This is a genomic window from Patulibacter sp., from assembly GCF_030655195.1.
GTDB lineage: Bacteria > Actinomycetota > Thermoleophilia > Solirubrobacterales > Solirubrobacteraceae > Patulibacter.
The window spans coordinates 1-24719 of the sequence record NZ_JAURWA010000055.1 but is presented as its reverse complement, the minus strand read 5'-3'; the positions used below and the strand labels follow the sequence as shown (position 1 = coordinate 24719).

Genomic DNA, 24719 nt, shown 5'->3' with positions numbered 1-24719 from the left:
TTTCGGATGAGGACGAGATGAGTGGCGCGGCGGCGCTCGGGCGAGGATCTGGAGCGCGCTCATGGTGGTCTCATCGGCGCTCGCCACGGTGGGGGCATGAGCACTGCCACCACCACCCACGCCGGGACGACGACCGCATCGCGCGGGCGCCGGATGCTGAACAAGGTCCCCGAGGTCACCCTCTGGTTCTGGATCATCAAGATCCTCGCGACGACGGTCGGCGAGACCGCGGCGGACTACCTGAACGACACGCTCGGCTTCGGACTGAGCAACACGACGTACGTCGCGGGCGCGCTGCTCGTCGTGCTGCTGGCGTTCCAGTTCCGCTCGCGGCGGTACGTGCCCGCGGTCTACTGGGCCACGATCGTGGTGATCAGCGTCTTCGGGACGCTCATCACCGACAACCTGACCGACGCCCACGGCGTGGCGCTCACCACCTCGACGACGGTCTTCACGGTGGTCCTGGCGCTCGTCTTCGCCTCGTGGTTCGCGAGCGAGCGGACCCTCTCCATCCACAGCATCGTGACGACCAGGCGCGAGGCGTTCTACTGGACGTCCATCCTCTTCACCTTCGCGCTGGGCACCGCCGCCGGCGACCTCGTCGCCGAGAAGGCCGCGCTGGGCTACACGGTGTCGGTCCTCATCTTCGCCGGCGTGATCGCGCTGATCACGGTCGCCCATCTCGTGTTCAGGCTCAACGCGGTGCTGGCGTTCTGGCTCGCCTACATCATGACCCGACCGCTCGGTGCCTCGATCGGGGACCTGATGTCCCAGACCAGGCACGACGGCGGCCTGGGCCTCGGCACCACGGGGACGAGCTTCGTCTTCCTCGCGATCATCCTCGCCCTGGTCACCTTCCTGAGCATCACGAAGCGCGACGTCATCGAGCGCCGGCTCGGCGAGCCCGCCCCGGCGGACCGCGATTGAGCCGGCCCTCTCATCCCCGGCTCATCACGCCCGCCTAGGTTCCGCGCCATGCCCCGCTCCGCGACGCCGAAGACGCCCCGCCTCGAACCGCTCGCGGCCAAGGTCCCGGCGATCATCGCGCTCTTCTGGGCGCTGAAGCTCCTCACCACCGGCATGGGCGAGGCCCTGTCCGACTTCATGGGCCAGACGAGCATCCCGCTCGCCGCCCTGGTCGGCGTCGGCGGCTTCGTCGTCGCGCTGCGGATGCAGCTGCGCGCCCGCGAGTACCGGGCACCCGTCTACTGGTTCGCGGTGATGATGGTCGCCGTCTTCGGGACGATGGTCGCCGACGGCATCAAGGACGGCGCCGGCCTCTCCTACGCGGTCACGACCCCGTTCTTCGCCCTGTGCGTCGCCGGGGTCTTCTGGGCCTGGCACCGCAGCGAGGGCACCCTCTCGATCCACAGCATCACGACCCGCCGACGCGAGGCGTTCTACTGGACCGCGGTCCTGGCGACGTTCGCGCTCGGGACGGCCGCCGGCGACCTCACGGCGATGACCCTGAACCTCGGGTACTTCGGCTCGGCCGTCCTCTTCGCGGTCCTGATGGCCGTCCCCGCGCTCCTCTGGTGGCGCGGGCTGCTGAACCCGATCGCCGCGTTCTGGATCGCGTACGTCATCACCCGTCCCCTCGGTGCCTCGTTCGCCGACGGCTTCAGCAAGCCGGACAACGGGGGCCTGGGACTCGGCGACGGGCCGGTCAGCGCCGTCCTGCTCGTCCTCTTCGTCGCCCTCGTGGCGTGGGCCGCGAAGGCCCGGATCGACGTCCAGGAGCCCGGCGAGCACGCCGGACCCACCCGCCCGCACCACCTCCCCGGGCGCGAGCACGAGGGTCGGGCGCCGTCGGCGGTGCGCCCCTGAGCGCGCCGGTCGCCGCGTCGCCACCCCGGCCGTTGGGGTCGCCGGCCGCGCCCGGGCCGACCGGCCCCGCTCAACCCGCGGTCGGGCCGCCCGCCCGCTTCTCGCGACGCTCCTTGACCAGCGACGCGCCGACCGCGACGCCCAGGACGAGGATGATCGAGCCGAGGGTGATGCCGACCGGGATCTTGTCGCCGGTGATCTCGCCGTAGGCCAGCTTCGCGGCGATCGCGATCAGCAGGATGCCCAGGCCGGTCTGCAGGTACGCGAAGCGGGCGACAGCACCGGCGACGAGGAAGAACAACGCGCGGAGGCCGAGCAGCGCGAAGGCGTTGGCGGCGAAGACGACGAACGTGTCGGTGGTGATCGCCAGGATCGCCGGGACGGAGTCGACGGCGAAGATGACGTCCGCGAACGCGACGGCGACCAGCGCGGCCGCGGCGGGCTTGAGGTCCGGGAAGCGCTTGCGGATCCGCTCGACCATCTTGTCGCCGGCGTCGTGCTCGTCCCCGCTCCTGAGGATCTTGTAGCCCGTCCAGGCCAGCAGCGCGGCGAACGGCCAGGCGATCCAGCTGTAGCGCTCGAGCGCCTCGGCGCCGACGAAGATCAGGATCGTGCGCAGGACCAGCGCGATCAGGATGCCCCACAGGAGCACCCGCGGCTGCTCGTCCTTCGGGACCGCCAGCGCAGCGAAGATCAGCGTGAAGACGAAGACGTTGTCGAGCGACAGCGCCTTCTCCATGGCGTAGCCGGCGAAGAACGTCGAGCCGGCCTCGCCGCCCTCGAAGAGCAGCAGGCCGAGACCGAAGAGGATCGAGACGCCGACCCAGATCCCGGACCAGATCGCGGCCGTCCGCACGTCCATGTGCTTCTTCGCCGAGCCGACCCGCAGGTCGACGAGGATGAGCAGCACGAGGAAGAGGAGCAACCCTCCCCAGAGCGGGAGTCCGGCGTCGACCTGTGCGTCCATGCCGGCCACCTACCCACCGCGAACGCGCCAGCTGCGCCCCGCCGTGCCACCTCTGCGTGCGATCGCTCTCAGGGCGGGTTGAGCCACGGGGCGGGCCGGGTGAAGGGCGGCGGTGGGCCGCAGAGGCGGGATCGGGGGCGGATCCCGCTCGCCCCCGCCCGCCGCGGCCCGACCAGCCCCTACTTGACCTCGCGTCGCAGGTTGCGGCGGATCCCCAGGGCCAGCGGGACGGCGATCCAGAGGATCGAGGCGGTCGCGATCCGCCCCCAGTCCGCACCGGAGGTCGTGGCGTCGGAGAGCGGGGCGAGGGCGACGTTGGGGTCGATCCACTCCAGGGCGTCCTTGAGCCCCGAGGCGAGCTGGCCGACGACCGTGAAGATCGTCGGCAGGACGAAGAAGCCGACGATCGCCAGGCCGGGCTGCACGAGCAGCAGGCCGAAGGCCAGGCCCCACACGACGCTCAGCCCCAGGAACAGCAGCGCCTGGGCGAGCGCACCGCCGTCGATCCGCCACGGATCGGTCAGCTCGGCGGCCGCGCTGCCGACGACCGTCGCGACCGCCGCGGCGAGCAGCGCGACCACGAAGCCGCCCGCGCCCAGGACGAGGACCGCGCCGACCTTGCCGGCGAGGACGCGCCCGCGCCGCGGGACGAGCGCGAACGTCGTCACGGCGGTGCGCTGCGACCACTCGCCCGTCGCGGCGAGGATGCCGATGATCGGCAGCAGCACGCCCAGGGGCAGCATCGTGATCTGCACCGCGTCGACGAACGTGCGGTTCGCGACGTCGCCGGTGAGGCCCTGCGCGACGGCGGCCGCCGCGGCCACGAGACCGGTCGCCAGCAGCAGCCAGCGGCCGGCCCGGGTGTCGGTCATCTTGCGCAGCTCGACCGCGATCAGGGTCCAGGTCGACGGCGCGCTGCCGCGCGGCGACGCGGCGTCGCGCACGGAGGTGTCGGGGGTGAGGGTGGCGGTGCTCATGCGGGGATCTCCTCGGCCGGGGCGGCCGCGTCGGTGGTGGTCAGGGTCAGGAACAGGTCCTCGAGGCCGGCGCTGTCGGCCGGCCGGAGCTCGGTCAGGACGACGCCGTGCTCCAGCGCCGCGCGTCCGACGGCGTAGGGGTCGGCCTCGACCCGCTGTGCGCCGTCGGCGGTCGTCGTGGACGGCAGACCCTCCGCGGCGAGCGCCCGGCGCAGCGCGGTCGACTCCGGCGACCGCACCAGCACGCCGGCGCCGCTGAGGAGCGACCCCAGGTCGTCGTCGGCGACGATCCGGCCGCCCGCGATCACCACGAGCCGGTCGGCGACCGCCTCGACCTCGTGGAGCAGGTGCGACGAGAGCAGGACGGTGCCGCCCCGGTCGGCGAAGTCGCGCAGCAGGCCGCGCATCCAGTGGATGCCCTCCGGGTCCAGGCCGTTGGCGGGCTCGTCGAGGACGAGGACCCGGGGATCGCCGAGCAGGGCGTGGGCGATCCCGAGGCGCTGGCGCATGCCCAGCGAGTAGTCGCCGGCCCGGCGGGCCGCGCGATCGCCCGACAGGCCCACCGTCTCCAGCAGCTCCTCGACGCGGTCGTCCCCGACGCCGAGCACCCGGGCGGACACGGTCAGGATCTCGCGGCCGGTGCGTCCCGCGTGCTGGGCGGAGGCGTCCAGCAGGACGCCGACCTCGCGGCCCGGGTTGGGCAGGTCGCGGAACGGGCGCCCCAGCACCGTCGCCCGGCCGGACGTCGGCGGGGTCAGGCCGCAGAGCATCCGCATCGTCGTGGACTTCCCCGCGCCGTTGGGCCCGAGGAAGCCGGTCACGGTGCCGGGCTCGCAGCGGAACGACACGTGGTCGACCGCGGTGTGGGCGCCGTAGCGCCGGGTCAGGTCGTCGATCTCGATCATGCACCGAGCCTGCCGTCGCGGCCCCCGCCGCACATCGGCCGCCGGTCGACCGTCGCCCCCGACGGAGGGCGGTGGTCGGGCCCCGCACCCCCGACCTTCGGCGGTGCGGCACCGACCTCGGTCGGTGGTGGCCTCCCCCGCGCGCCCGTACGCTGCGCGCATGGCCTCCGCCTCCACGACCGCCGTGCCGGGACGCACGCTCCGCGCGGTCGTCCGGCGGGCGCTGCCGCCGCCGTCGAAGACCGACCTCGAGGCCGGACGCCGCCCCCGCTCCCGCCGCGACTGGGCGGTCGACGCGCTCTGCCTGGCCGTGGCCGTGTCGTTCGGGGCCATCGGCTACCTGCCGCACTACGGGTCGCCGTTCGGGGACACGGCCGCGACGCTCGACCTGGCCGGCGGTGTGGTCATGGTCGGCGGGCTCTGGTGGCGCCGCCGGCACCCGGTCGCCCTGGCGATCCTGGGTGCGGTCATCGGGACGTACTCGCTGTCGTCCGCGGGGGCCGGCGCCGTGATGCTGTTCTCGGTCGGCGTCCACCGGGACCCGCGCTGGGTCGCGCTGGTCGCGGCGATCCAGTCGCCGTCGATCTTCGCCTACGCCGCGATCTGGCCGGACGAGGAGGTCCCGTACGTCTGGCTCGTGGTGCTCGTGCACGCCCTCCTGGGTGCGGGCATGGCCTGGGGCATGCTCGTGCGCTCCCGGCGCCACCTGCTCGCGTCGCTGCGCGAGCGGGCCGTCCGGGCGGAGAGCGAGCAGCAGCTGCGGGTCTCGCAGGCCCGCGACCTGGAGCGGGCGCGGATCGCGCGCGAGATGCACGACGTCGTCGCCCACCGGATCTCGCTCGTGTCGTTGCACGCCGGGGCGCTCGAGTTCCGCCCGGACGCGACGCCGGAGGAGGTCGCCCGCGCCGCCGGGATCATCCGCACCAGCGCCCACGAGGCGCTCGAGGACCTGCGCCAGGTGATCGGGGTGCTGCGCGACGGCGACTCGTCCGGCCCGGCGGCGGCGGTCCCGGGCGACGTCCGGCCGCAGCCCGGCATCCGCGACCTGCCCGCGCTCCTGCGCGAGTCCCGCGACGCCGGGATGCGGATCCAGGAGGAGCTCGCGCTGCCCGCCGAGGAGCCGGCGGCCACGACGGGACGGACCGCCTACCGCGTCGTCCAGGAGGGACTGACCAACGCCCGCAAGCACGCGTGGGGCGCCACCGTCCGCGTGCGCTGTGCCGGCTCCGCCGCCGAGGGTCTGACCGTCGAGATCGCCACCCCCGCGGCCGTCGGCGCCGGGCCCGACGTGCCGATCCCCGGCACCGGCACGGGGCTCGTCGGGCTGCGCGAGCGCGTCGAGCTCGCGGACGGCCGGCTCGAGGCCGCACCGACGGCGGACGGCGGCTTCCTCCTGCGCGCCCGACTGCCGTGGAGCGTCGCGTGAGCGGTCCGGTCCGGGTCCTGCTGGTGGACGACGACGCGCTCGTCCGCCAGGCGCTGACGATGATGCTCGACGGGGCGGAGGGCGTCCGGGTCGTCGGCGAGGCGGACGACGGCGAGGGCGTGCCCCGTGCGGTCCAGGAGCACCGGCCCGACGTCGTGCTGATGGACATCCGGATGCCGGTCGTCGACGGGCTGACGGCCACCGAGCGCCTGCGGTCGCAGACCTCGCCGGGCACGGGCGGTCCGCCCCAGGTCGTGGTGCTGACGACGCTGAACGCCGACGACCAGGTGCTGCGGGCGCTGCGCGCCGGGGCAGCCGGGTTCCTGCTCAAGGACACCCCGCCGGCGGAGATCGCGCGGGCCATCCGGCTCGTCGCCGCCGGCGAGGCGATGCTCTCCCCCGCGGTCACGCGCCGGCTCATCGACCACGTCGCCGACCCGGCGCGCGACGACCGTCGGGCGCGGGCGGAGGAGCGGCTGACCGACCTGACCGAGCGCGAGCGCGAGGTCGCGGTCGGCCTGGGCCGAGGCGGGTCCAACGCGGAGATCGGCGCCGAGCTGCACATGAGCGTCGCGACGGTCAAGGCGCACGTCTCGAGCGTGCTGCAGAAGCTCGACCTGAACAACCGCGTGCAGGTCGCGCTGCTGGCCCACGACGCGGGACTCGTCGACGACGGCGGGTGACGGCACGGGGGCCGGGCGAGCACGCGGGCCCCGGGCGCGGGGCGGGCACGCCGGCCCGGCCCTGCCGGTCAGCCCCAGGCCGCCACGCGCTCCGCCACGGCCATCGCCGTCGCGTTCGTCGGCGCGGTCGGGACACGCGGGACGATCGACAGGTCGACGACGCGCAGGCCGTCGACCCCGCGCACCCGGCAACGGGCGTCGACCACGACGTCGGGGTCGTCCTCCCGGCCCATCCGGCACGTGCCGCAGCCGTGCAGGGTGCTCTGCACCGCGGGCGAGATCCAGGCGTCGAGGGCCGCGTCGTCGTCGAGCGTCCGCCGGTCCGGTGCCCCGCCGGCGTCCGCGACCAGGGACGCGAAAGCGGGATGGGCGAGGACGTCGGCGGCGCGCCGGACGGCCTCGCGCATCCGGGCGCGGTCCGCGACGGAGCGCAGGTACCCGTAGTGGATGCGTGGCCGCACGTCGGGATCGACGTCGACCGTCTCGACCCGGCCCACGCTCTCGGGCGCGTAGAGGATGGGGTTCAGGACGGCGTCGACCGTCGTGGGGTCCTGGGCCTGGGGCAGGTGCCCGGCGTTGTTGCCGACGTACGGGCCGGACATGACGAGGGTCTGCAGGTCGCTGCGGCGCCCGGCCGCACGGGCCGACGCCGAGGTCGTGACGTCGCCGACGAGGCAGCGCAGGTCCCACGCGCGGACCTCGGGCCGCAGGCGGACGGTGAGGACGACGGAGGGGTGGTCGGTCAGTCCCGCGCCGACGCCCGGCAGGTCGGCGACGACGGGGAGTCCGAGACGGGTCAGCGCCTCCGCGGGCCCGAGGCCGGAGTGGACGAGCAGCTGCGGCGTCTCGACCGCGCCGGCGCAGAGGACGACCTCGCCGGCGTCGATGCGCTCCTCCCGGCCGTCGGCGCGGACGTCGAGGCCGACGACGCGGCCGTGCTCGACGACCACCCGGGCGACCTGCACGCCGCCGCGGACCGTGAGGTTCGGGCGGCCGAGGGCGGGCAGGAGGTGCGTGAGCGCCGCGCCCATCCGCCGGCCCTGGTCGCCGTTGCGCGCGTACGCCCCGACCCCCTGGTGCTCCGCGCGCAGCAGGTCGGGGTTGGCCGGCGTGCCGAGGTCGCGCAGCGCGTCGTGGAACGCGACGTGCGCCGGCGCCCAGTGCTCCCGGCCGAGGCGGGCGATGGGGACGGGGCCGCCGAGGGACGCGGAGCGCTCCGGCGCGTCGCGGTCGTCCTCGAGGCGGTCGAACGCGTGGGCCATCTCGGCCGCCGACCACTCCGGCAGACCCCAGCCGTCGTAGTCCTCGGGCAGCCCGCGCTGCCAGAGCATGCCGTTGACCGCGCCGGAGCCCCCGAGCACGCGGCCCCGGACGATCGCCGCGGGCGACACGTCGTCGGCGCCGTGGAAGCCGTCGTAGCGCCACAGGTGGTCCTGGGGGAACGTCCGCTCGTCGCGCAGCACCTCGGGGTACGTCGCCGCGTCCGCGAACACGGGACCGGCCTCGAGCAGCAGCACGGACCGGTCGGCCTCCTCGCTCAGCCGCGCCGCGAGCACGCACCCGGCCGAGCCGGCGCCGACGATCACGACGTCGGGACGGAGGGAGCCGGCGCTCATCCGCCCGGTCCCGTCGAGCGCGAGGGCCCAGACGTCCGCACGACCTTCGGCAGCACGGCCCGCGGCGCGCGCGACCGCACCGCCCCGGCCCAGACGCCGCTGCCGTACGCGACGTCGTCGGCGAGCCCGCAGAGGACCCAGCGGACGGGATCGAGCCCGGCGGTCCGGCCGTCGCGGAGGGCACGGACCCACTCCGCCGCCGGTGCGCCGACCAGCAGTCCGGCGACCGGCAGGCGCGCCGCGGGGCGGGCGACGGCCAGGCCGACGAGCGGCGGCAGCGCGAACATCGCCGCCGACCGCGACAGGCCGTCGAGCGTGGAGCCGGCGGTGCGCAGGGCCGCACGCGCGCCGGTGCCACGGGCGACGCCCGGTCCGCGCAGGCCCCGCTCCGCGCGCGCGGCCTCGGCGAGGACGAGCAGCGCCGCCACCCGAGGACGGCCGGCGAGGAGGAGCCCCGCGGCCACCGCGGGCCGCGGCGCGAGGACCAGGGGCGCCAGCCGGTCCCCGTGGCGACGCGCGAGCGGTCCGGCGGACGTGCCGTACCGGAACCGGCGCACCAGGAACGAGGTCGCCGCGCCCGGCTCGTCGTGCCCGACCACGACCGCGGGCTCGTACCGCAGGCGGTGCCCGGCGTCGTGCAGCCGCCAGACCAGGTCGACGTCCTCGCCGTGGCGCAGCGCCGGATCGAAGCCCTCGCCCAGGACCGACCGGCGGACGACCAGCGCGGCGGTCGGCACGAAGGAGACCGCGGTGCCCGGGACGACGCGGGCGGGTCGCGGACCGAGGTCCAGCGGCGAGCGGGCGGCGCCCCAGCGGGCGACGGTGGACGGGCGGCGCTCCGCCGACGCGCCCCCGTCCTCCATCCCCCGCACCCGCGGCGCGACGGCCGCCACCGCCGGGTCCTCCAGGTGCGCGACCAACGGGGCGAGCCAGCCGGGCGGCGGGACGCAGTCGCTGTCGAGGAACGCGACCAGCGGCGTCCGGACGTGGGGCAGTGCCGTGTTGCGCGCCGCCGCCGGACCGCCGGACCCGTCGCGACGCAGCAGCTCGGCGCCCGCGCCCTCCGCCGCGGCGCGGACGCCCGCGGCGTCGACCGATCCGTCGTCGACGACCAGGACGTGCGGGTGGCCGCCGAGCGCCCGCAGGCACCGCGCGAGCTCGGCCGCCCGGTCGCGCACCGGGATCACGACCGTCACGTCGCGGACGTCCCCGGCCCCGGGAGGCGGGACGGGGTGCGCGACCCCGGCGTCGACCAGGCGCCGCGCCAGGCGGGCCGCGGCGGTCGGGGCGGTCGGGGCGCCCGTCGGATGCTCCGCGGCGATCGGCATCTCCTCCGCCACCGGCCCGCGCGCCAGCCGCTCCGCGACCACCGCTCCCCCCGCGGCGCTCAGCCGCAGGACCCGCCGCGGGCTGCCGCCGACGAGCACGCGCCCGCCGTCCCCGACCGACGTCGCGGCGTCGAGGACGAGCCCGAACGCGTCCGGGAACGCCGCGACCTCCGGCCCCGGCTCAGCTCCGGGCACGCCCCACCGCCGACGGCTCGCGGGTCTCGCCCGCTGCCGCGGACCACGGTGCGACGAACGCGGCCAGGTCCGCCGCCGCGCGGCGCAGCAGCGTCCGTCCGGCGTCGGCGCTCGCGGTGGTGGCGTCGCCGAGGACGCCGGTCGGGCTGACGGGGCGCACCCCGTCCCGGGCCAGCAGCGGCAGCACCTCGGCGAGCGGCCGGACGTCGCCGCGGACCGCGCGGTCCGCCCGGACGCGCTCGGGCGCGAGGGCCAGCAGCACCGACGTCTCGGCGTGCCCGGCGTGCAGGTCCTCCCAGCGGGGGCTCCACGCCCGGACGTCACGGCCCTCGCGGCGCAGCAGCCCCACCGCGCCCCGGACCGGGTCGACGTTGCCGCCGTGGGTCGAGAGGAAGAGCACCCGGTCGAAGGTCTCCGTCGCGGAGCGGCCGAGCTCGACGAGCAGGAGCTCCGTGGCCTCGCGGCCGATCGACAGCGTGCCGGGGAACGCCTGGTGCTCGCCGCTGGAGCCGAACGCGACGGCCGGGGCGACCACCACCCCGTCCCGCTCGCGGTCCAGCGCCTCGGCCAGCGCGACCGCGATGTCGGTGTCGGTCGTGAACGGCAGGTGCGGGCCGTGCTGCTCCGTCGCCCCGACCGGGACGACGAGCAGCAGCCCCGACGGGTCGGGGAGCTCCGTCCAGCGCAGGTCCGAGAGCGCCGGCACCGCCCGGACCCTAGACCGTGATCGTCGGGCGGCGCACGAACCCGTCGGGCACGACGACCGCCTCGGGCGTCAGGTCGTGGATCGACCGGACGCCGATGCCGACGAGGGTCTCGTCGATGCCCGCGCGCATGATCTCGAGCACGTTGTTGACGCCCGTCTCGCCGTTGGCGGCCAGCCCCCACAGCGAGGCGCGGCCGAGCATGACGGCCTTCGCGCCCAGGGCGACGGCCTTGACGACGTCGGAGCCGCGACGGACGCCACCGTCGAGCAGCACCTCGACCTCGTCGCCGACCGCGTCGACCACGGCCGGCAGCGCGCGGATCGTGGCCGGCGTGCCGTCGAGGTTGTTGCCGCCGTGGTTGGAGACGGAGATCGCCGAGGCGCCCGCGTCGACCGCGCGCCGCGCGTCGTCGGGATGCGTGACCCCCTTGATCAGGAACGGGCCGTCCCACTGCTCGCGCAGCCACGCGATGTCGTCCCAGGACGGCTTCTCGGTCATCATCCACTCGCCGTACGCCCCGAAGAACGTCGGTGCGGGACCCTCGCCGTGGGTCATGTTCGGCGCCGTCAGGTCGGGCAGCGCGCCGGACTTCACGAACTCCGCCAGCCAGCGCGGCCGGCGCAGGACCTCGGGCGAGAGCTTGGCCATCGCGCGCAGGTCGAGGTGCTCGGGGATCGCGGGCGAGCCCCAGTCGCGACGGTGCGCGAAGGTCCAGTCGAGCGTGAGGATGATGCCCGGCGCGCCGGCGGCCTTCGCCCGGCCGAGGATCTGCGCGATCCGCTCGCGGCCGCCCATCCAGTACACCTGGAAGAAGGTCTTCGGGTTGGCCTTGATGACCTCCTCGATCGACTTCGAGGCGAACGACGAGAGCCCCATCGCGGTGCCGGCGGCGGCGGTCGCGCGACCGACGGCCACCTCGCCGTCGGGGTGCACGGCCTGGACGCCGGTCGGCGACACGAGGACCGGCATCGACAGCTCCTGGCCCATCACCGTCGTGCCGAGCTCGCGCGGCTCGTTCAGGCCGGTGGCGATGCGCGGGAAGAACCCGAGCTCGCGGAACGCGGCGGTGTTGTCGTCGACCGTCGCGCCGGACTCGGCCCCGGCGATCAGCGCGCCGTAGACCGAGGCGGGCAGGCGCTTCTTCGCACGGCGCTGGGCCTCGGCGACGGACTCGAACCAGTCCTTGGTGCTGGCCACGGCTCAGCCCTCCTGGGCGTTGCGGACGGTGAAGCCGGCGAGGGCGGAGCGGTCGCCCGCGCCTCCCGATGCGGCGCGGTCGACGACCTCGGCCGATCCGAATCCGGCGAGCGGATTCTCGTCGCACGCCTTGTCGGGCATGGCGGCGATCGCCCGCAGGTCCAGCGGCGGGGTCTCGGCGGACGCGCCCTCGGGCGGCAGCTCGATGCCGCGCTTCTTCGCGGCGGCCTCGAGGCGCTGGCGCTTGGACAGCGTCTTCGAGTGGTCCATCGACGGCTTCGGCAGCAGGGCGTCGCCGCGCTGCTTGAGGAGCTCCTCGCCGTGGCCCAGCACGCACTCGGGGTCCGGGCCGTCCATCGGCAGGCCGGTGAAGAACTTCGCGGCCATGCAGCCGCCGCGGCACTTGTCGAAGAACTGGCACGAGTTGCACGCGCCGGCGGACTGCGGCTCGCGCAGCTCGAGGAAGAGCTCGGACTCGCGCCAGACCGTCTGGAAGCCGCCCTCCGAGCGCACGTTGCCGGCGAGGAACTCCTCGTGGATCGCGAACGGGCAGGCGTAGACGTCGCCGATCGGGTCGATCAGGCAGACGACGCGCCCGGCACCGCAGAGGTTGAGGCCCGGCAGGGCGTCGCCGTAGGCGGCGAGGTGGAAGAACGAGTCGCCCGTCAGGACGTCCTCGCCGTGCGCCACGAGCCAGTCGTAGAGCTCCTTCTGCTGGCCCGGCAGGGGGTGCAGCTCGTCCCACGTGTCCGCGCCGCGGCCCGACGGGCGCAGGCGGGTCAGGCGCAGCTGGGCGCCGTAGTGGTCGGCGATCGCCTTGAACTCGTCGAGCTGGCCGATGTTCTGGCGGGTGCAGACGACGGAGAGCTTGAAGCCGGAGAAGCCCGCGTCCTTCAGGTGACCCATCGCGGTCATGGCCGTGTCGAAGGAGCCGGGCCCGCGGACGTAGTCGTTGACCTCGGCGGTGGCGCCGTCGAGCGAGATCTGCACGTCGACGTAGTCCGAGCCGGCGAGCTTCTGCGCCACGGCCGCGTCGATGCGCGAGCCGTTGGTCGAGAACTTGACGCCGACCTGGTGGGCGGTCGCGTAGTCGACGAGCTCCCAGAAGTCCTTGCGCACCGTCGGCTCGCCGCCGCCGATGTTCACGTAGAAGACCTGCATCCGCTGGAGCTCGTCGATGACCGACTTGCACTCGGCGGTCGACAGCTCGCGCGGGTCGCGGCGGCCGGACGAGGAGAGGCAGTGGACGCACGCCAGGTTGCAGGCGTAGGTCAGCTCCCACGTCAGGCAGATCGGGGCGTCGAGGCCGGACTGGAACTCGTCGACCAGGCGGCCGACGGGCCGGTGGGCCGGAGCGGCCGTGGCGGCCGACGCCGCGAGGACCGCGTCGATCGGGGTGCGGGTCGATGCGGCGTTCGCGGCGGTGGGGCCGGGGAGGACGGTGCTCATGCGGGGCTCCTGCGGGCGATCATGTCGGTGCGCGCCAGGGTGGCCAGCGCGGTCTCCATCGCGGGCCGCTCGGCCGGGGCGATGCCGCAGGCCTCCAGCGCGTCGACGGCGGTGGGGTGGTCGGCCAGGGCCTCGACGACGGCGAGCAGCCGGGGGCTCTTCAGGAACGAGAGCCGGCGGGTGCCGAAGTGGTAGGCCAGCGCGCCGAAGCGCTCGGGGCGCAGGGCGACCTGCGGGTGCAGGGTCCAGGCGGCGGCGGGGTCGAAGTCGAGGCGGCGCCGGGCCACCACGTCCGCCTGCTCGGGCGTCGTCGCGGTCGGGGCGTCCGCGCCGGCGGACGTGATGGTCGGCGTGCTCATCGGACTAGTAGACGCCGCACATGCCGTCGATCGACACGTCCTCGACGAGGAGGTCCTGCTCGACGAGGGCGGCGGGCGCGGGGGCCTCGACGGTGGCCGTGGCCTCGGTCGTGACGTCCTCGTCCGGAACGCTCGTGGTGCTGTCGGTGCTCGGGTTCATCGCTGCCTCTCGGGAGTGGTCGCTGTGTGCGTCCCGACACGAATACCAGGTTTCGGCACTCGATGCCAGAACTTTCGGCACCCGGTGCGACAACCGTTCGTGGGACAGTTGGGCGCGTGTCGTCGACCCCCGGGCCCCCGAGCGCCGAGATCGCCGCCGTCGGCGGGCGACCGCGTGCCACCGACGCCCTGTCGATCACCGAGGTCTCGCTCGACCTCTTCGAGCGCGATGGCTACGACGCGACGACCGTCGACGCGATCGCGAAGGCCGCGGGCATCAGCCGCCGGACGCTGTTTCGCTACTTCCCGTCCAAGAACGACATCGTGTGGGGCGACTTCTCCGGCCAGGTCGCGCGCTTCCGCGAGTCCCTCGCCGCGGCCCCGGACGACGAGCCGACGATGCAGGTCCTGCGCCGCAGCGTCGTCGCGTTCAACGACTACGGCCCGGACGCCGAGCCCGAGCTGCGCACCAGGATGCGCCTGATCACGAGCGTCCCGGCGCTCCAGGGCCACGCGATGCTCCGCCACGCCGAGTGGTGCGACGCGATCGCCGAGTTCGTCGCCGCCCGCCGCGGACTGCGCCCGGAGGACCTCGAGCCGGCGGTCGTCGCCCAGGCCGCCCTGGGCGCCTCGACCGCCGCCTTCCGCGTCTGGATCGAGGAGGGAGGCGACCTGTTGTCGCTCCTCGACGAGGCGTTCGGGAGGTTGGCCGAGGGGTTCGGGGACGGCGCGGGGGCGTAGGGGCCGGGCCCGGGGCGCCCCGGGCCGGATGCCGGGCCCGATGCCGATGGTCGGGGACCCGCCGCATACCCTGCGTGCGTGCGCGTGTTCGTCGTCGTCCTCGTCCTGATCGTCGCCGTGCCGGTCGCGGCGGTGCTCGTGAGCGCCGGCCGCTCCGATCCGCCCGGAGGCCTGACCCGCGACCAGGCGATCGCCGCCGCACGGGCCCTCGTGCGATGCGGCGGCGCGGACGGGCAGCGGCGGATCACCCGATGCACCGCACGCGACGACGCGTGGGAGTGCACCGCGCGCGACGCCCGGGGCGACGAGCAGATCGTCACCGTCGGCGGGTCGTTCGCGACGGCCCCGCTCTGCTGACGCCGGCCTCGTCCCGCACCACCCGGCCAGGGCTCCCTGCGACCGCCCCTCCGAGGGTAGGCTCGCGTCCCCGCGTCCCCGCGTCCCCGTCCAGGAGCCCCCGATGCGCACACCCCGAGCTCTCGTCCCCGGTCTGGCCGGCGTCGCCGTGCTGGCCGTCGCCGCCCTGCCGGCCGCCGCGCAGGCCCCCGAGGCCGTGACGACGCTGACGGTGAAGCCGATCGTCACGCCGAACAAGGCCGGGACGCCGAAGAAGCCGCAGTCGGTGCGGCTGGACGTCAGCGTCGCCTGGAGCACGTCGGGGCCCGACGGCGTGAACAAGCCGATCGTGCAGAAGGGGATCATCGACTTCCCGAAGGGCTCGCTCTACCTCGGCGGGTCCTACCCGTACCGCTGCAGCAAGGCCGAGCTCGACCGCGCCCGCCTCGACGACCGCGACCGGCTGACCGGCAAGTGCGCGAAGGCCGTCACCGGTTCCGGCACCGCGACCGCGTGGGCGGACACGGTGAAGACCCGGCCGACGTTCCAGCTCGTCAACGGCGGCGCGAAGCGCGTCTACCTCTACACGGTGCTGAAGAACCCCGCCCGGGTGACCACCCCGATCACCGGCGTCGTCGAGAAGGGCGGCAAGTACGGCGGCTACCGCCTGACCGCCACGATCCCGGACGAGCTGCAGGTCGTCGCCGGCACCCCGATCTCGTTGATCGAGGGCCGGCTGCGCACCACGGCGAAGAACTGGATCGCGACGACCTCGTGCCCGAAGGACGGCCGCTGGCCCTACCGCGGCCAGTCGTTCCAGGACTCCACGCCGGTCGCCGTCGTCGAGTCCTTCGTGCGCTGCCGCAGCTGACCGGGCGGGTCGGTCACCAGGCGACGCGGTTCCGTCGAGCCGTGATCCGCGCCCCGCGGCCCCTCAGCCCTCCAGGCGCATCGAGCGGCCGATGATCTCCTTCATGATCTCGGTCGTCCCGCCGTAGATCCGGGCGATGCGCGCGTCCTGGTAGGCCCGGGCGATCGGGTACTCGGTCATGTAGCCGTAGCCGCCGAAGAGCTGCAGGCAGCGGTCGACGACGCGGCCCTGGACCTCGCTGCACCAGTACTTCGCCTTCGCGGCGTCCTCCGCCGACAGCGTGCCCTCGACGAGCTCGGCGATGCACCCGTCGACGAACGCCTGGGCGACGTCGGTCTCGGTGCGGCACTCGGCGAGCACGAACCGCGTGTTCTGCAGCGCCCCGATCGGCTTGCCGAACGCCTTGCGCTCCCGGACGTACTCGACGGTCCAGTCGATCGCCGCCTGCGCCGCCCCGACGGCCTGGATCGCGATCGACATCCGCTCCTGCGCGAGGTTGCGCGACAGGTAGCGGAAGCCCTGGCCCTCTTCGCCGAGGAGGTTCTCCGCCGGGACGCGCGCATCCGAGAAGAACAGCTCGGCCGTGTCCTGGGCGGGCAGGCCGATCTTCTCGAGCTGCCGCCCGCGCTCGAAGCCGGGCGTGTCGCCCTCGACCACGACGAGGCTCAGGCCCCGGTGGCGCTCCGCCGGGTCGGTCTTCACGGCGAGGATCACGAGGTTCGTGCTGATGCCGCTGGAGATGAAGGTCTTCGCCCCGTCGACCCGGTAGGCGCCGTCGTCGCCCTTGATCGCCGTCGTGGCGATGCTCGCCAGGTCCGACCCCGTGCCCGGCTCGGTCATCGCGATCGACGGCAGCAGGTCGCCCGAGACGACGCCCGGCAGCCAGCGCGCCTTCTGCTCGTCCGTCGTGAACTCGAGCAGGTAGGGCAGGCAGAGGTCGTTGTGCAGCCCCAGGCCCATGCCGAAGCCCATGAGGCCGAGCCGCTGGATCTCCTCGCCCTGGACGGCGTTGAACCGGAAGTCGTCGATCCCGGCGCCCCCGTGCTCCTCCGGCACCGCCATGCCGAGGAACCCCGCGGCCCCGGCCGCGCGGAAGGCGTCGTGCGGGACGGCGTGGTCGCGGTCCCACTCCTCGCGGTGCGGCGCGATCTCGCGCTCCAGGAACCGCCGGAACGAGAGCCGGAACTCCTCGTGCTCGTCGCTGTACAGGGTCCGCTTCATCGTGGTCCTCTCCGCCGTCGACGGCCGGGCGCCGTCCGGCCGACCGTACCGGAGGGACGGGATATCGGACACGTCGTCCATCGGGAGCCCACCCGGCCGGCGGACCCGTGGTCCGCCCCGGTGATCACGTCGAGATGCCAGTGCGGATCGGGGGTTGCGGCCGTACGCACGTCCCACGACCGGCTCGGGGTGCCGTGCCCCGCGCCTCCACCGGACGGGAGAGAAGGACACCGTCCACGGGTCATGGTTGCGGGGGCCCTCCACCGGGGAGGATGAGGGCATGCGAGCACCGCGCCCGATCCTCGACGCCGTCCCCCGACCCGCGGGGCGACCGACCCGGTCCGGGGGCCGCTCGTGAGCGCCGACAAGACGCTCCTGCTCGAGGTGGAGGGCGGCGTCGCGACGCTGACCCTGAACCGCCCGGAGGCCGGCAACCAGTTCGAGACCGCGATGGCCGCGGACCTGCTCGCCGCGGCGGAGGAGGTCGCCGGCCGCGACGACGTCCGCGTGATCGTCCTGCGCGGCGCCGGCAAGGTCTTCTGCTTCGGCGGCGACGTCGCGTTCATGGCCGGCTCGGACGACCCGCGCGCGACGCTCGACACGATGTCCGAGCAGCTGCACGCCGCCGTCCTCTCGCTGTCCCAGGGCGATGCCCCGATCGTCGCCGTGGTCCAGGGACCCGCGATGGGCGTCGGCCTCAGCCTCGTCTCGATCGCGGACGTCGTGCTCGCCGGCGCGTCGGCGAAGTTCATGGCCGGCTACTCCAACGTCGGCCTGACCCCCGACGGCGGGATGACCTGGACGCTGCCGCGCAAGGTCGGCGTCGCGCGGGCGACCGACATGATCCTGCGCAACCCCACGCTCGACGCCGAGGCGGCGCGCGAGGCCGGCATCGTCACCGAGGTCGTCGCGGACGACGAGCTGCAGGAGCGGGCCACGAAGGTCATCGGGCAACTGGCGCAGGGCCCGACCGGGGCGATCGGCGCGATCCGCGGGCTGCTGCGGGGCAGCCTCGGGGCCACCCTCGGCGAGCAGCTCGACGCGGAGCGCGCGAGCCTGCTGGAGCGCGTCGCCACCGACGAGGCCCGCGAGGGCATGACCGCGTTCGCGGAGCGCCGTCGCCCGCAGTTCGCCGGCGACCCGGCCGAGGCGTCGCGATGAGCCCGACCGGCACCGGCATCCCCAAGCTCGGCATCTCGCTGGCCTACTGGCCCTGGTTCACGTACGCCCAGCAGGTCGAGATGGCGGTCCTCGCCGACGACCTCGGCCTCGACGGGGTCTGGGTCAGCGAGGCCTGGGGCCAGGACACCGTGTCGATGCTCGGCGCGCTGTCGGTCCTGACCGAGAACGTCCGCCTGGGCACCGCGATCATGCAGGTCCCCGCCCGCCCGGCGACGAGCGCGGCGATGGCCATCGCGTCGCTCGACGTGATGTCGAAGGGCCGGCTGACGATCGGCATCGGCCCGAGCGGTCCGCAGGTCTCCGAGGGCTGGTACGGCGAGCCGTTCGGCAAGCCGCTCAAGCGGACCCGCGAGTACGTCGCGACGCTGCGCCAGGCGCTGGCCGGGGAGAACGTGCCGGTGCAGGTGTCCGAGGACGCGGAGGGCGTCTCGGGCCTGGGCAAGCCGCTGCGTCTGCTCGTGCGCCCGGAGCGCACCTCGGTGCCGATCTACCTCGGCGCCTCCGCGCCGGGCGGGCTGAAGCAGTGCGCCACGATCGGCGACGGCTGGATCGGCTTCCTCGTGGACCCGGAGCGCCCCGGCCCGCTGCTCGACCCGCTGCGCTCGGCGCTGGCCGACGCCGGCCGCGCCGACGACGAGACGTTCGAGACCTGCTGCATCGTCCCGACGTCGGTGGCGCCGACGCTGGACGAGGCCCGCGAGGCCGTGCGCCCGTGGATCGCGTTCTACCTCGGGGCGATGGGCGCCAAGGGCAAGAACTTCTACGTCGACCTCGTCGACGCCTACGGCTACGGGGCCGCGGCCGAGGAGATCCAGGACCGCTGGCTCGGCGGCGACCAGGCCGCGGCGGCCGCGGCGATCCCGACGGAGCTGCTGGACGCGGTGACGATCGCCGCGACCCCGGACACCCTCCAGGAGCGGCTCGCCCGGTTCTCGGCCGGCGGCATCGACACGCTGCTCTGCACCCCGTGCGGCGACCTGACGGGGACCGTCCGCGCGCTCGGGCGGGCCCGTCACGCCGGGGCGGCGGAGGGCTGAGCGGCCGACGTCCGGCCGCCGGCGGGCCCTTCAGGCCTCGGCGACGGCCGGGGCGAGCAGGAACGTGTCCACCGCGGTCCCGTTCGCCGCGTCCAGGCCCGGCACGTAGCTGCGGACGGTGCGGCCGGTGAGGTCCTCGACGACCGCGACCAGCCGCGGCGCCAGCCCCCGCTGCAGCCGTGCGTGCACCGTGTCGACCAGGTCGGTCTCGCCGAGCTCCAGGAGCATCGCCTCGGCCGGGGTGGTCACGTCCTCGAGGACCACCACGACGGCGCCGGGCAGGGCGTGCGCGGTGACCTTGGTCGGTCCGCGGCCGTAGGCGGACTTGTAGACCAGGGCGATCCCGGTGGCGATGGCTTGTTGCACTGACGGCTCTCGTGCTCGACGGGCGCCCCGCCGGACCGGTCCGGCGACGGGATCGGTCGCCCGGGTGCGTCGGACGCCGGCCGATCGGGCAGAGACAAGGAAGGCGGTCCGCGTCGCGTGCCCGGCGCGGACCGTCCCCTGCTTGTACGGAGGGGATCGCACAACGGTTGTGCGGATCCGCGAGGACCGCCCGGCGGGCCGCCATCGGCCCGCCGGCCGCCGTTCAGGCCGCCGCGCGCCGCCCGTAGAGCGCGACGACGAACAGGATGATCACGCCGTAGATCAGCTGCTGGATGTTCACGCCGAGGTTCGCGACCGCCACGAGCGTCGCGACCTGGCCGAGCACCAGCGCCCCGCCGAGGGTGCCGATCATCGATCCGCGACCGCCGAAGATCGACGCGCCGCCGACGACGACCGCCGCGACCGATCCGAGCAGGTAGGGCGCACCCATCCCGGTCGACGTCTGGGCGTAGAACCCGACGATGACGATGCCGGCGAACGCCGCCAGCGCCCCGGAGAGCATGTAGGCGGTGATCCGGATCCGGTCCACGGGCTGGCCGGCGAGCCGGGCCACGTCCGGCGCCGCGCCGACGAGGAACAGCGCCCGGCCCCACCCCGTCCAGGAGAGGAGCGCCTGCAGCGCGAGCAGGAGGGCCAGCCCGACCGGCACGACCGCGGCGACCTCCGTCCCGAGGAAGCCGATCTTCGCCGACGTGATGTCGGAGGCGAACTTCGGGATGTCCGTCAGCTGCGAGAAGTCGAACGTCAGCAGCACGACGCCGAAGAGGAACCCGTTCATCGCGATCGTCGTGACGATCGGCGACAGCGAGAGCTTGGCGATGATCGTGCCGTTGACCAGGCCGACGACCGCGCCGGCGGCGATCGCGGCGACGAACGCGCCGAACGCGCCGAGGCTGTCGACGGCGGAGAGGAACGTCAGCGCCGACAGGGTGATCGTGTTGGGGACCGACAGGTCGATCCCGCCCTGGATGACCGCGAGGGTCTGGCCGGACGAGGCGATCGCCACGATCATCGCGAAGGCCGCCGTCGACCACAGCGCCTCGAGGGTCAGGAGGTTCGGCCGGACGATGCCGCCGATGAGGAAGAGGACCGCGAAGACGACCAGCGGCCAGGCCGCGGCCGGGACGCGGCGCACGGCCTCGCCCAGCCGGTGCCGCGCGTCGCCGTCGCTCTCGGTGCCCGGGCGGGGCGGGGCCGCGACGGTGCTCATGCCGACGCCCCCTTCAGCCGCACGCCCAGACGTCGGACGATCACCGGGATCCCGACGACGGCGACGATGATCACGGAGCCGACGACGTACTGCCAGTACGAGTCCACGCCCGCGAAGAACAGGACGTTGCCGACGAGACCGAGGATCGCCGCGGCGCAGATCGTGCCGACGACGCTGCCCTTGCCGCCGGTGAAGCTGGCGCCCGCGAGCGCCACGGCGGCGATCGCGTTGAGCAGGTACGGGTCGCCGCTCTTCGGGTCGCCCGTGGCGGTGGAGCCGGCCAGGAGGATCGCCCCGAGCGCGACGAGCCCGCCGGCGAGGACGAACGCGGTCAGCTGGGCGGCCCGGGCGTTCAGGCCGGCGGCCCGCATGCCCTCGGCGTTGGAGCCCGCGCCGTAGATGTGGCGGCCGAGCGACGTCTTCTGCAGCAGCAGCCAGAGGAGCGCGGCGGCGACCAGGACCCAGACCAGCGCGACGGGCACGTACGGGGCGAGCTCGCCGCTGGTGGCCAGCGTCACGCCCTCGGAGACCGCGCCGCCCGGGCGGTCGAGGACCTCGGTGGCCAGGGCGCCGAAGATGAACGACGACGCCAGGGTCACCGCGATCACCGGCAGTCGCCCGTAGGCGGAGAGCAGGCCGTTGAAGAGCCCGCAGCCCATCCCGACGGCGACTGCCAGGACGCCGGCGACGACGGGCGAGGCGGATTCCAGCTGGGTGGCGAAGACGACGTTGGTCAGGCTCATGACCGCCGCGACGGAGATGTCGATGCCGCCGACGAGGACGATGAGGAGCTGGGCGAGCGCGACGAGCGCCAGCGGGGCGACGAGGTTGGCGGCGGTCTGCAGCTGGAAGCGCGTGAGCAGCTCCGGGTTGATCGCGACGTAGATCACGAAGAAGAGGACGAAGGCCAGCACGGGCGCGATCGCACCCTCGCGCTTGAGGCCGACGAGGCCCGGAGAGCGCCGGAAGCGCGCGCCGAGTGGGATCGCGGGGGCGCTCATGCGGCGACCTTCCGTCCGACGGCGGCGCCGACGACCGCGTCCGCGGTCAGGCGCTCACCCTGCAGCTCGTCCGCCACCGCACCGCGGTAGAGGACGACGACTCGGTGACACACGTGGACCAGCTCCTCGACCTCGGTGGAGAACCACACGACCCCGACGCCCTCCCGGGCGAGGGCGACGATGGCGTCGTACAGCTCCTGCTTGGCGCGCACGTCGATGCCGCGCGTCGGGTCGTGCAGGAGGACCAGCTTGCGGTCGCGTCCGACCCACCGGCCGAAGACGAGCTTCTGCTGGTTGCCGCCGGAGAGCGCGCCCGACCGCTCCTTCGCGCCGCGGGTGCGGACGGACAGGCCGCCCAGGACCTCGTCGATCCAGCCCTTCTCGCGCTTGAGGCGCGGCGCACCGCCACGCTGGTGGGGCTTGACCCACGGTGCGAGCAGGTTCTCGCCGACCCCCAGCTCGAGCGCGAGGCCCTCGCGCTTGCGGTCCTCCGGCACGAAGCCGATCCCGGCGTGCACCGCGCGGACCGGGTCCAGCCGCCTGATCGCCCTGCCGGCGACCTTCCAGGTGCGGGCCGTCGCCGGCTCGGCGCCCCACAGGCTGCGCAGGAGCTCGGCCTGCCCGTGGCCCTGGAGGCCGCCGACGCCGAGGATCTCCCCCGGCGCGACGGTCAGCGCGACGTCGTGGACCGCCTCGCCGGACAGGCCCTCGACCTCGAGCGCCGCCGGGGCGTCGCTCGTGCGCAGCTCGGGCGGGGCCGGGAACGCGCGGGCGGCCGTGCGGCCGGCCATCGACGAGATCAGCTCGTCGTCGGTCCACGACCCGCGCTGGAAGTCGGAGACGACGGCGCCGTCGCGCAGGACGGTGCCGCGGTCGGCGATCTCGCGGATCTCGCCCAGGCGGTGGGAGACGTAGACGACGGCGGCGCCTCGGGCGGTGAGCTCGCGGATCCGGGCGAACAGCCACTCGACGCCCGGGGGCGTCAGCGCGGAGGACGCCTCGTCGAGGATCAGGACCTTGACGTCGCCGGAGACCGCGCGGGCGATCTCGACCTGCTGGCGGTCGGCCAGCGGCATCTCGTGGACGGGCCGCCGCGGATCGATGTGCTCGAGGTCCAAGGCGGCCAGGACGCGCTCGGCGTCACGGGTCTCGCGCCCGCGGGCGAAGCGCCGCAGCGACGACCCGTCCGGCAGGCAGAGGTTCTCGGCGACCGTCCAGTCCGGGACGAGCGCGAGCTCCTGGAACGCGCACTGCACGCCGTGGCGGCGGGCGGTGCGGACGCTGCCCGAGGACAGCGCCTGCCCACCGACGCGGACGGCCCCGGTGTCGGGGACGACCGCGCCGGCGAGCATCTTCGCGACGGTGCTCTTCCCGGCGCCGTTCTCGCCGACCAGCGCGTGCACCTCCCCGCCCAGGCACGCCAGGCTGACGTCCCGGACGGCGTGGACCGTGCCGTAGCTCTTCGTCAGGTTCTCGGCGACGAGGACCGGGGCGGCGTCACCGCGGGATCCCGGGGCGGCGCCGCCCGCCTCGGCCGGGGCCGGGGCGGGGTGGGACGCGCCGGCGGGCGCGCCGGGCAGCGTGCTGGTGGGCGAGGTCATCCGCCGCTCAGCCCTTGTACTCGGCCAGCGTGGCCGGCAGCGGCAGGTCCAGGCCCGGGAACTCGTAGCCGATGGCGAACAGCGGCGGCTTGTCGGCCAGGCAGCGCTTCGCGGCGTCCTCGGTCTGCAGGTCCAGCGGCGCGAAGTACTGCTCGCGCTCGATCTTCTGGCCCTCGAGCAGCTTGACCGTCTCCTCCAGGCCCTTGGCGTAGATCGCCGGCTGGCCCGACACGAGGTCGGCGGTCAGGCCGTCGCCCATGTACTTCTTGACGGTGCAGCCCTCGCCGTTGTAGCCGGATCCGCCGACGGTCGGGACGAACTTGCGGCCGGCCTGCTTGAAGGCCTCCGGCACGCCCTGGCCACCGGCGAGGAACGAGTAGACCCCGTCGATGTTCGGGTTGGACCGCAGGATGTTGGCCATGTTCTTCTGGGCCGTGGCCTCGTCCCAGCCGTTGGTGTCCTGGGCGATGATCTTCGCGCCGCCCGCCTCGAGCGTCTTGCGCACGACCGGCATCGCGTCCTCGTTGATCGGCACGCCCTTGAAGCCCTCGAGGACGACGACGTTCTTGGAGCCCTTCATGTTCTCGGCGAGCCACTTGGCGCCCGTCTCGCCGGCCTTGACCCAGTCGGTCGAGACGACGTAGGCGTCCTTCGAGGCGACGGGGCCGCCGTTGGCGATGATCGGGATGCCCTTGGCCTTCGCCTGCGCGATGACCGGGTTGGCGCCCGTCGGGGACGCCGGGTCGAACATGATCGCGTCGACGCCCTGCGAGATCAGGTTGCGCATCGCGGCCGCCTGCTGGGCAGGGTCGTTGTCCTGCGTACGGACGATCTTCAGCTCGATCTTGTCCTTGTACTGCGGCTGCTTGGCGAGGGCCTGCAGCGTCGCGAGGCCCATCTCGCGCCACGGCTGGCCGCCGAGGGGCTGCTCGAAGCCGATGACGAACTTCTCGCCCGACTTCGGCCCGTCGGACGCCCCGGCCGACGACGAGCCCGAGTCGCTCGCGCTGCCACAGCCCGTGGCGGCGACGGCGACCAGCGCGGTCGCCGCGGCGGCGGCGATGGTGCGCGTGGCGCGACCCCGTGCGAATGAGTTCCTCATGTCCCTCTCCCCTCCGGCCGGGTCGGCCGGTGCTCCCCGTTGCGCGTTCTGAACACCAGTGTTCTGAACACCTGATGTGCGTAGCTCTAACACGCTGATGGGGAGCCGGTCAAGGCGGGTTCGTCCAGAGGCGTGGACGGCGGGCGCAGCGTGGCGCCGGCGGGGCCTGGATGGCGGGGCGGGGCGGGGCGGGGCGGGCGCGGCAGAGCGGCGAAGCGGCGGCGGGGCCTGGACG

At 74.5% G+C, this 24719-nt stretch carries 25 protein-coding genes; 9 read left to right on the top strand and 16 right to left on the bottom strand.

Annotated features, from left to right (window positions below; genetic code table 11):
* The first annotated feature begins 96 nt into the window (after positions 1 to 96).
* Both Q7T67_RS05940 and Q7T67_RS05935 read left to right on the top strand, forming a co-directional pair.
* On the top strand, positions 97 to 927 hold the full coding sequence (locus tag Q7T67_RS05940; protein WP_304786976.1) for a hypothetical protein: 831 nt from the start codon (positions 97 to 99) through the stop codon (positions 925 to 927).
* Between the two features lie 48 nt (positions 928 to 975).
* On the top strand, positions 976 to 1827 hold the full coding sequence (locus tag Q7T67_RS05935) for a hypothetical protein (protein ID WP_304786973.1): 852 nt from the start codon (positions 976 to 978) through the stop codon (positions 1825 to 1827).
* Positions 1828 to 1897: 70 nt separating this feature from the next.
* Here Q7T67_RS05935 and Q7T67_RS05930 read toward each other — a convergent pair whose 3' ends face one another.
* The 3 genes from Q7T67_RS05930 to Q7T67_RS05920 all read right to left on the bottom strand — a co-directional run bounded on the left by Q7T67_RS05930 (position 1898) and on the right by Q7T67_RS05920 (position 4676).
* The gene (locus Q7T67_RS05930) at positions 1898 to 2794 is read right to left on the bottom strand and encodes a hypothetical protein (protein WP_304786971.1); all 897 of its coding nucleotides are present in this window, start codon (positions 2792 to 2794) and stop codon (positions 1898 to 1900) included.
* 179 nt (positions 2795 to 2973) lie between these two features.
* Positions 2974 to 3771 carry a hypothetical protein gene (locus Q7T67_RS05925; protein WP_304786969.1) on the bottom strand — a complete coding sequence of 266 codons (798 nt, stop codon included), beginning with the start codon at positions 3769 to 3771 and terminating at the stop codon, positions 2974 to 2976.
* Positions 3768 to 4676 carry an ABC transporter ATP-binding protein gene (locus Q7T67_RS05920; protein ID WP_304786968.1) on the bottom strand — a complete coding sequence of 303 codons (909 nt, stop codon included), beginning with the start codon at positions 4674 to 4676 and terminating at the stop codon, positions 3768 to 3770. The genes Q7T67_RS05925 and Q7T67_RS05920 overlap by 4 nt, the downstream gene beginning before the upstream one ends.
* A gap of 160 nt (positions 4677 to 4836) precedes the next feature.
* On the opposite strand from Q7T67_RS05920, the gene Q7T67_RS05915 reads away from it, so the two are divergent.
* Complete coding sequence (locus tag Q7T67_RS05915) at positions 4837 to 6102, top strand: sensor histidine kinase (protein ID WP_304786966.1); 1266 nt, start codon at positions 4837 to 4839, stop codon at positions 6100 to 6102.
* On the top strand, positions 6099 to 6785 hold the full coding sequence (locus Q7T67_RS05910; protein WP_304786964.1) for a response regulator transcription factor: 687 nt from the start codon (positions 6099 to 6101) through the stop codon (positions 6783 to 6785). The genes Q7T67_RS05915 and Q7T67_RS05910 overlap by 4 nt, the downstream gene beginning before the upstream one ends.
* Positions 6786 to 6853: 68 nt before the next feature.
* Here the strand turns inward: Q7T67_RS05910 and Q7T67_RS05905 are convergent, their stop codons facing one another.
* From Q7T67_RS05905 to mftA, 7 genes are read right to left on the bottom strand one after another with little or no spacing between them, the layout of a single operon-like run.
* A complete protein-coding gene (locus tag Q7T67_RS05905; RefSeq protein WP_304786962.1) occupies positions 6854 to 8401 on the bottom strand; it encodes a GMC family oxidoreductase in 1548 nt (515 codons plus the stop codon).
* Positions 8398 to 9924 carry a mycofactocin biosynthesis glycosyltransferase MftF gene (gene mftF / locus Q7T67_RS05900; protein ID WP_304786960.1) on the bottom strand — a complete coding sequence of 509 codons (1527 nt, stop codon included), beginning with the start codon at positions 9922 to 9924 and terminating at the stop codon, positions 8398 to 8400. Before mftF ends, Q7T67_RS05905 begins: the two co-directional genes overlap by 4 nt.
* Positions 9911 to 10630, bottom strand: a complete 720-nt coding sequence (gene mftE, locus Q7T67_RS05895; RefSeq protein WP_304786958.1) for a mycofactocin biosynthesis peptidyl-dipeptidase MftE — start codon at positions 10628 to 10630, stop codon at positions 9911 to 9913. Before mftE ends, mftF begins: the two co-directional genes overlap by 14 nt.
* A 10-nt stretch (positions 10631 to 10640) precedes the next feature.
* A complete protein-coding gene (gene mftD, locus Q7T67_RS05890) occupies positions 10641 to 11828 on the bottom strand; it encodes a pre-mycofactocin synthase MftD (RefSeq protein ID WP_304786955.1) in 1188 nt (395 codons plus the stop codon).
* Positions 11829 to 11831: 3 nt separating this feature from the next.
* Positions 11832 to 13277, bottom strand: a complete 1446-nt coding sequence (mftC, locus tag Q7T67_RS05885; RefSeq protein WP_304786953.1) for a mycofactocin radical SAM maturase — start codon at positions 13275 to 13277, stop codon at positions 11832 to 11834.
* Entirely contained in the window at positions 13274 to 13636 is a 363-nt protein-coding gene (gene mftB / locus Q7T67_RS05880; RefSeq protein ID WP_304786950.1) for a mycofactocin biosynthesis chaperone MftB, read from the bottom strand. The genes mftC and mftB overlap by 4 nt, the downstream gene beginning before the upstream one ends.
* Positions 13637 to 13640: 4 nt before the next feature.
* Complete coding sequence (gene mftA, locus Q7T67_RS05875; protein WP_304786948.1) at positions 13641 to 13796, bottom strand: mycofactocin precursor MftA; 156 nt, start codon at positions 13794 to 13796, stop codon at positions 13641 to 13643.
* Between the two features lie 116 nt (positions 13797 to 13912).
* Between mftA and mftR the strand changes: the two genes are divergently transcribed.
* The 3 genes from mftR (at position 13913) to Q7T67_RS05860 (ending at position 15743) form a co-directional block, all read left to right on the top strand.
* On the top strand, positions 13913 to 14536 hold the full coding sequence (mftR, locus tag Q7T67_RS05870; protein ID WP_304786946.1) for a mycofactocin system transcriptional regulator: 624 nt from the start codon (positions 13913 to 13915) through the stop codon (positions 14534 to 14536).
* A gap of 78 nt (positions 14537 to 14614) precedes the next feature.
* Positions 14615 to 14893: a hypothetical protein gene (locus Q7T67_RS05865; RefSeq protein ID WP_304786944.1), complete on the top strand. Its 279-nt coding sequence runs from the start codon at positions 14615 to 14617 to the stop codon at positions 14891 to 14893.
* A gap of 103 nt (positions 14894 to 14996) precedes the next feature.
* Positions 14997 to 15743: a hypothetical protein gene (locus Q7T67_RS05860; RefSeq protein ID WP_304786942.1), complete on the top strand. Its 747-nt coding sequence runs from the start codon at positions 14997 to 14999 to the stop codon at positions 15741 to 15743.
* Between the two features lie 63 nt (positions 15744 to 15806).
* Here Q7T67_RS05860 and Q7T67_RS05855 read toward each other — a convergent pair whose 3' ends face one another.
* Positions 15807 to 16964 (bottom strand): acyl-CoA dehydrogenase family protein, encoded by a 1158-nt coding sequence (locus Q7T67_RS05855; RefSeq protein ID WP_304786940.1) that lies wholly within the window; start codon positions 16962 to 16964, stop codon positions 15807 to 15809.
* Between the two features lie 354 nt (positions 16965 to 17318).
* Between Q7T67_RS05855 and Q7T67_RS05850 the strand changes: the two genes are divergently transcribed.
* Positions 17319 to 18125 (top strand): enoyl-CoA hydratase/isomerase family protein, encoded by an 807-nt coding sequence (locus tag Q7T67_RS05850; protein WP_304786938.1) that lies wholly within the window; start codon positions 17319 to 17321, stop codon positions 18123 to 18125.
* Positions 18122 to 19183, top strand: a complete 1062-nt coding sequence (locus tag Q7T67_RS05845) for an LLM class flavin-dependent oxidoreductase (RefSeq protein WP_304786936.1) — start codon at positions 18122 to 18124, stop codon at positions 19181 to 19183. Before Q7T67_RS05850 ends, Q7T67_RS05845 begins: the two co-directional genes overlap by 4 nt.
* A gap of 30 nt (positions 19184 to 19213) precedes the next feature.
* Here the strand turns inward: Q7T67_RS05845 and Q7T67_RS05840 are convergent, their stop codons facing one another.
* The 5 genes from Q7T67_RS05840 to Q7T67_RS05820 all read right to left on the bottom strand — a co-directional run bounded on the left by Q7T67_RS05840 (position 19214) and on the right by Q7T67_RS05820 (position 24484).
* On the bottom strand, positions 19214 to 19549 hold the full coding sequence (locus tag Q7T67_RS05840; protein WP_304786934.1) for a Na-translocating system protein MpsC family protein: 336 nt from the start codon (positions 19547 to 19549) through the stop codon (positions 19214 to 19216).
* 223 nt (positions 19550 to 19772) lie between these two features.
* Positions 19773 to 20780: an ABC transporter permease gene (locus Q7T67_RS05835; RefSeq protein WP_304786932.1), complete on the bottom strand. Its 1008-nt coding sequence runs from the start codon at positions 20778 to 20780 to the stop codon at positions 19773 to 19775.
* Positions 20777 to 21781 (bottom strand): ABC transporter permease, encoded by a 1005-nt coding sequence (locus Q7T67_RS05830; protein WP_304786930.1) that lies wholly within the window; start codon positions 21779 to 21781, stop codon positions 20777 to 20779. Before Q7T67_RS05830 ends, Q7T67_RS05835 begins: the two co-directional genes overlap by 4 nt.
* Positions 21778 to 23382, bottom strand: a complete 1605-nt coding sequence (locus Q7T67_RS05825; protein ID WP_304786928.1) for a sugar ABC transporter ATP-binding protein — start codon at positions 23380 to 23382, stop codon at positions 21778 to 21780. Before Q7T67_RS05825 ends, Q7T67_RS05830 begins: the two co-directional genes overlap by 4 nt.
* A 7-nt stretch (positions 23383 to 23389) precedes the next feature.
* A complete protein-coding gene (locus Q7T67_RS05820) occupies positions 23390 to 24484 on the bottom strand; it encodes a substrate-binding domain-containing protein (RefSeq protein ID WP_304786926.1) in 1095 nt (364 codons plus the stop codon).
* Positions 24485 to 24719: the final 235 nt, after the last annotated feature.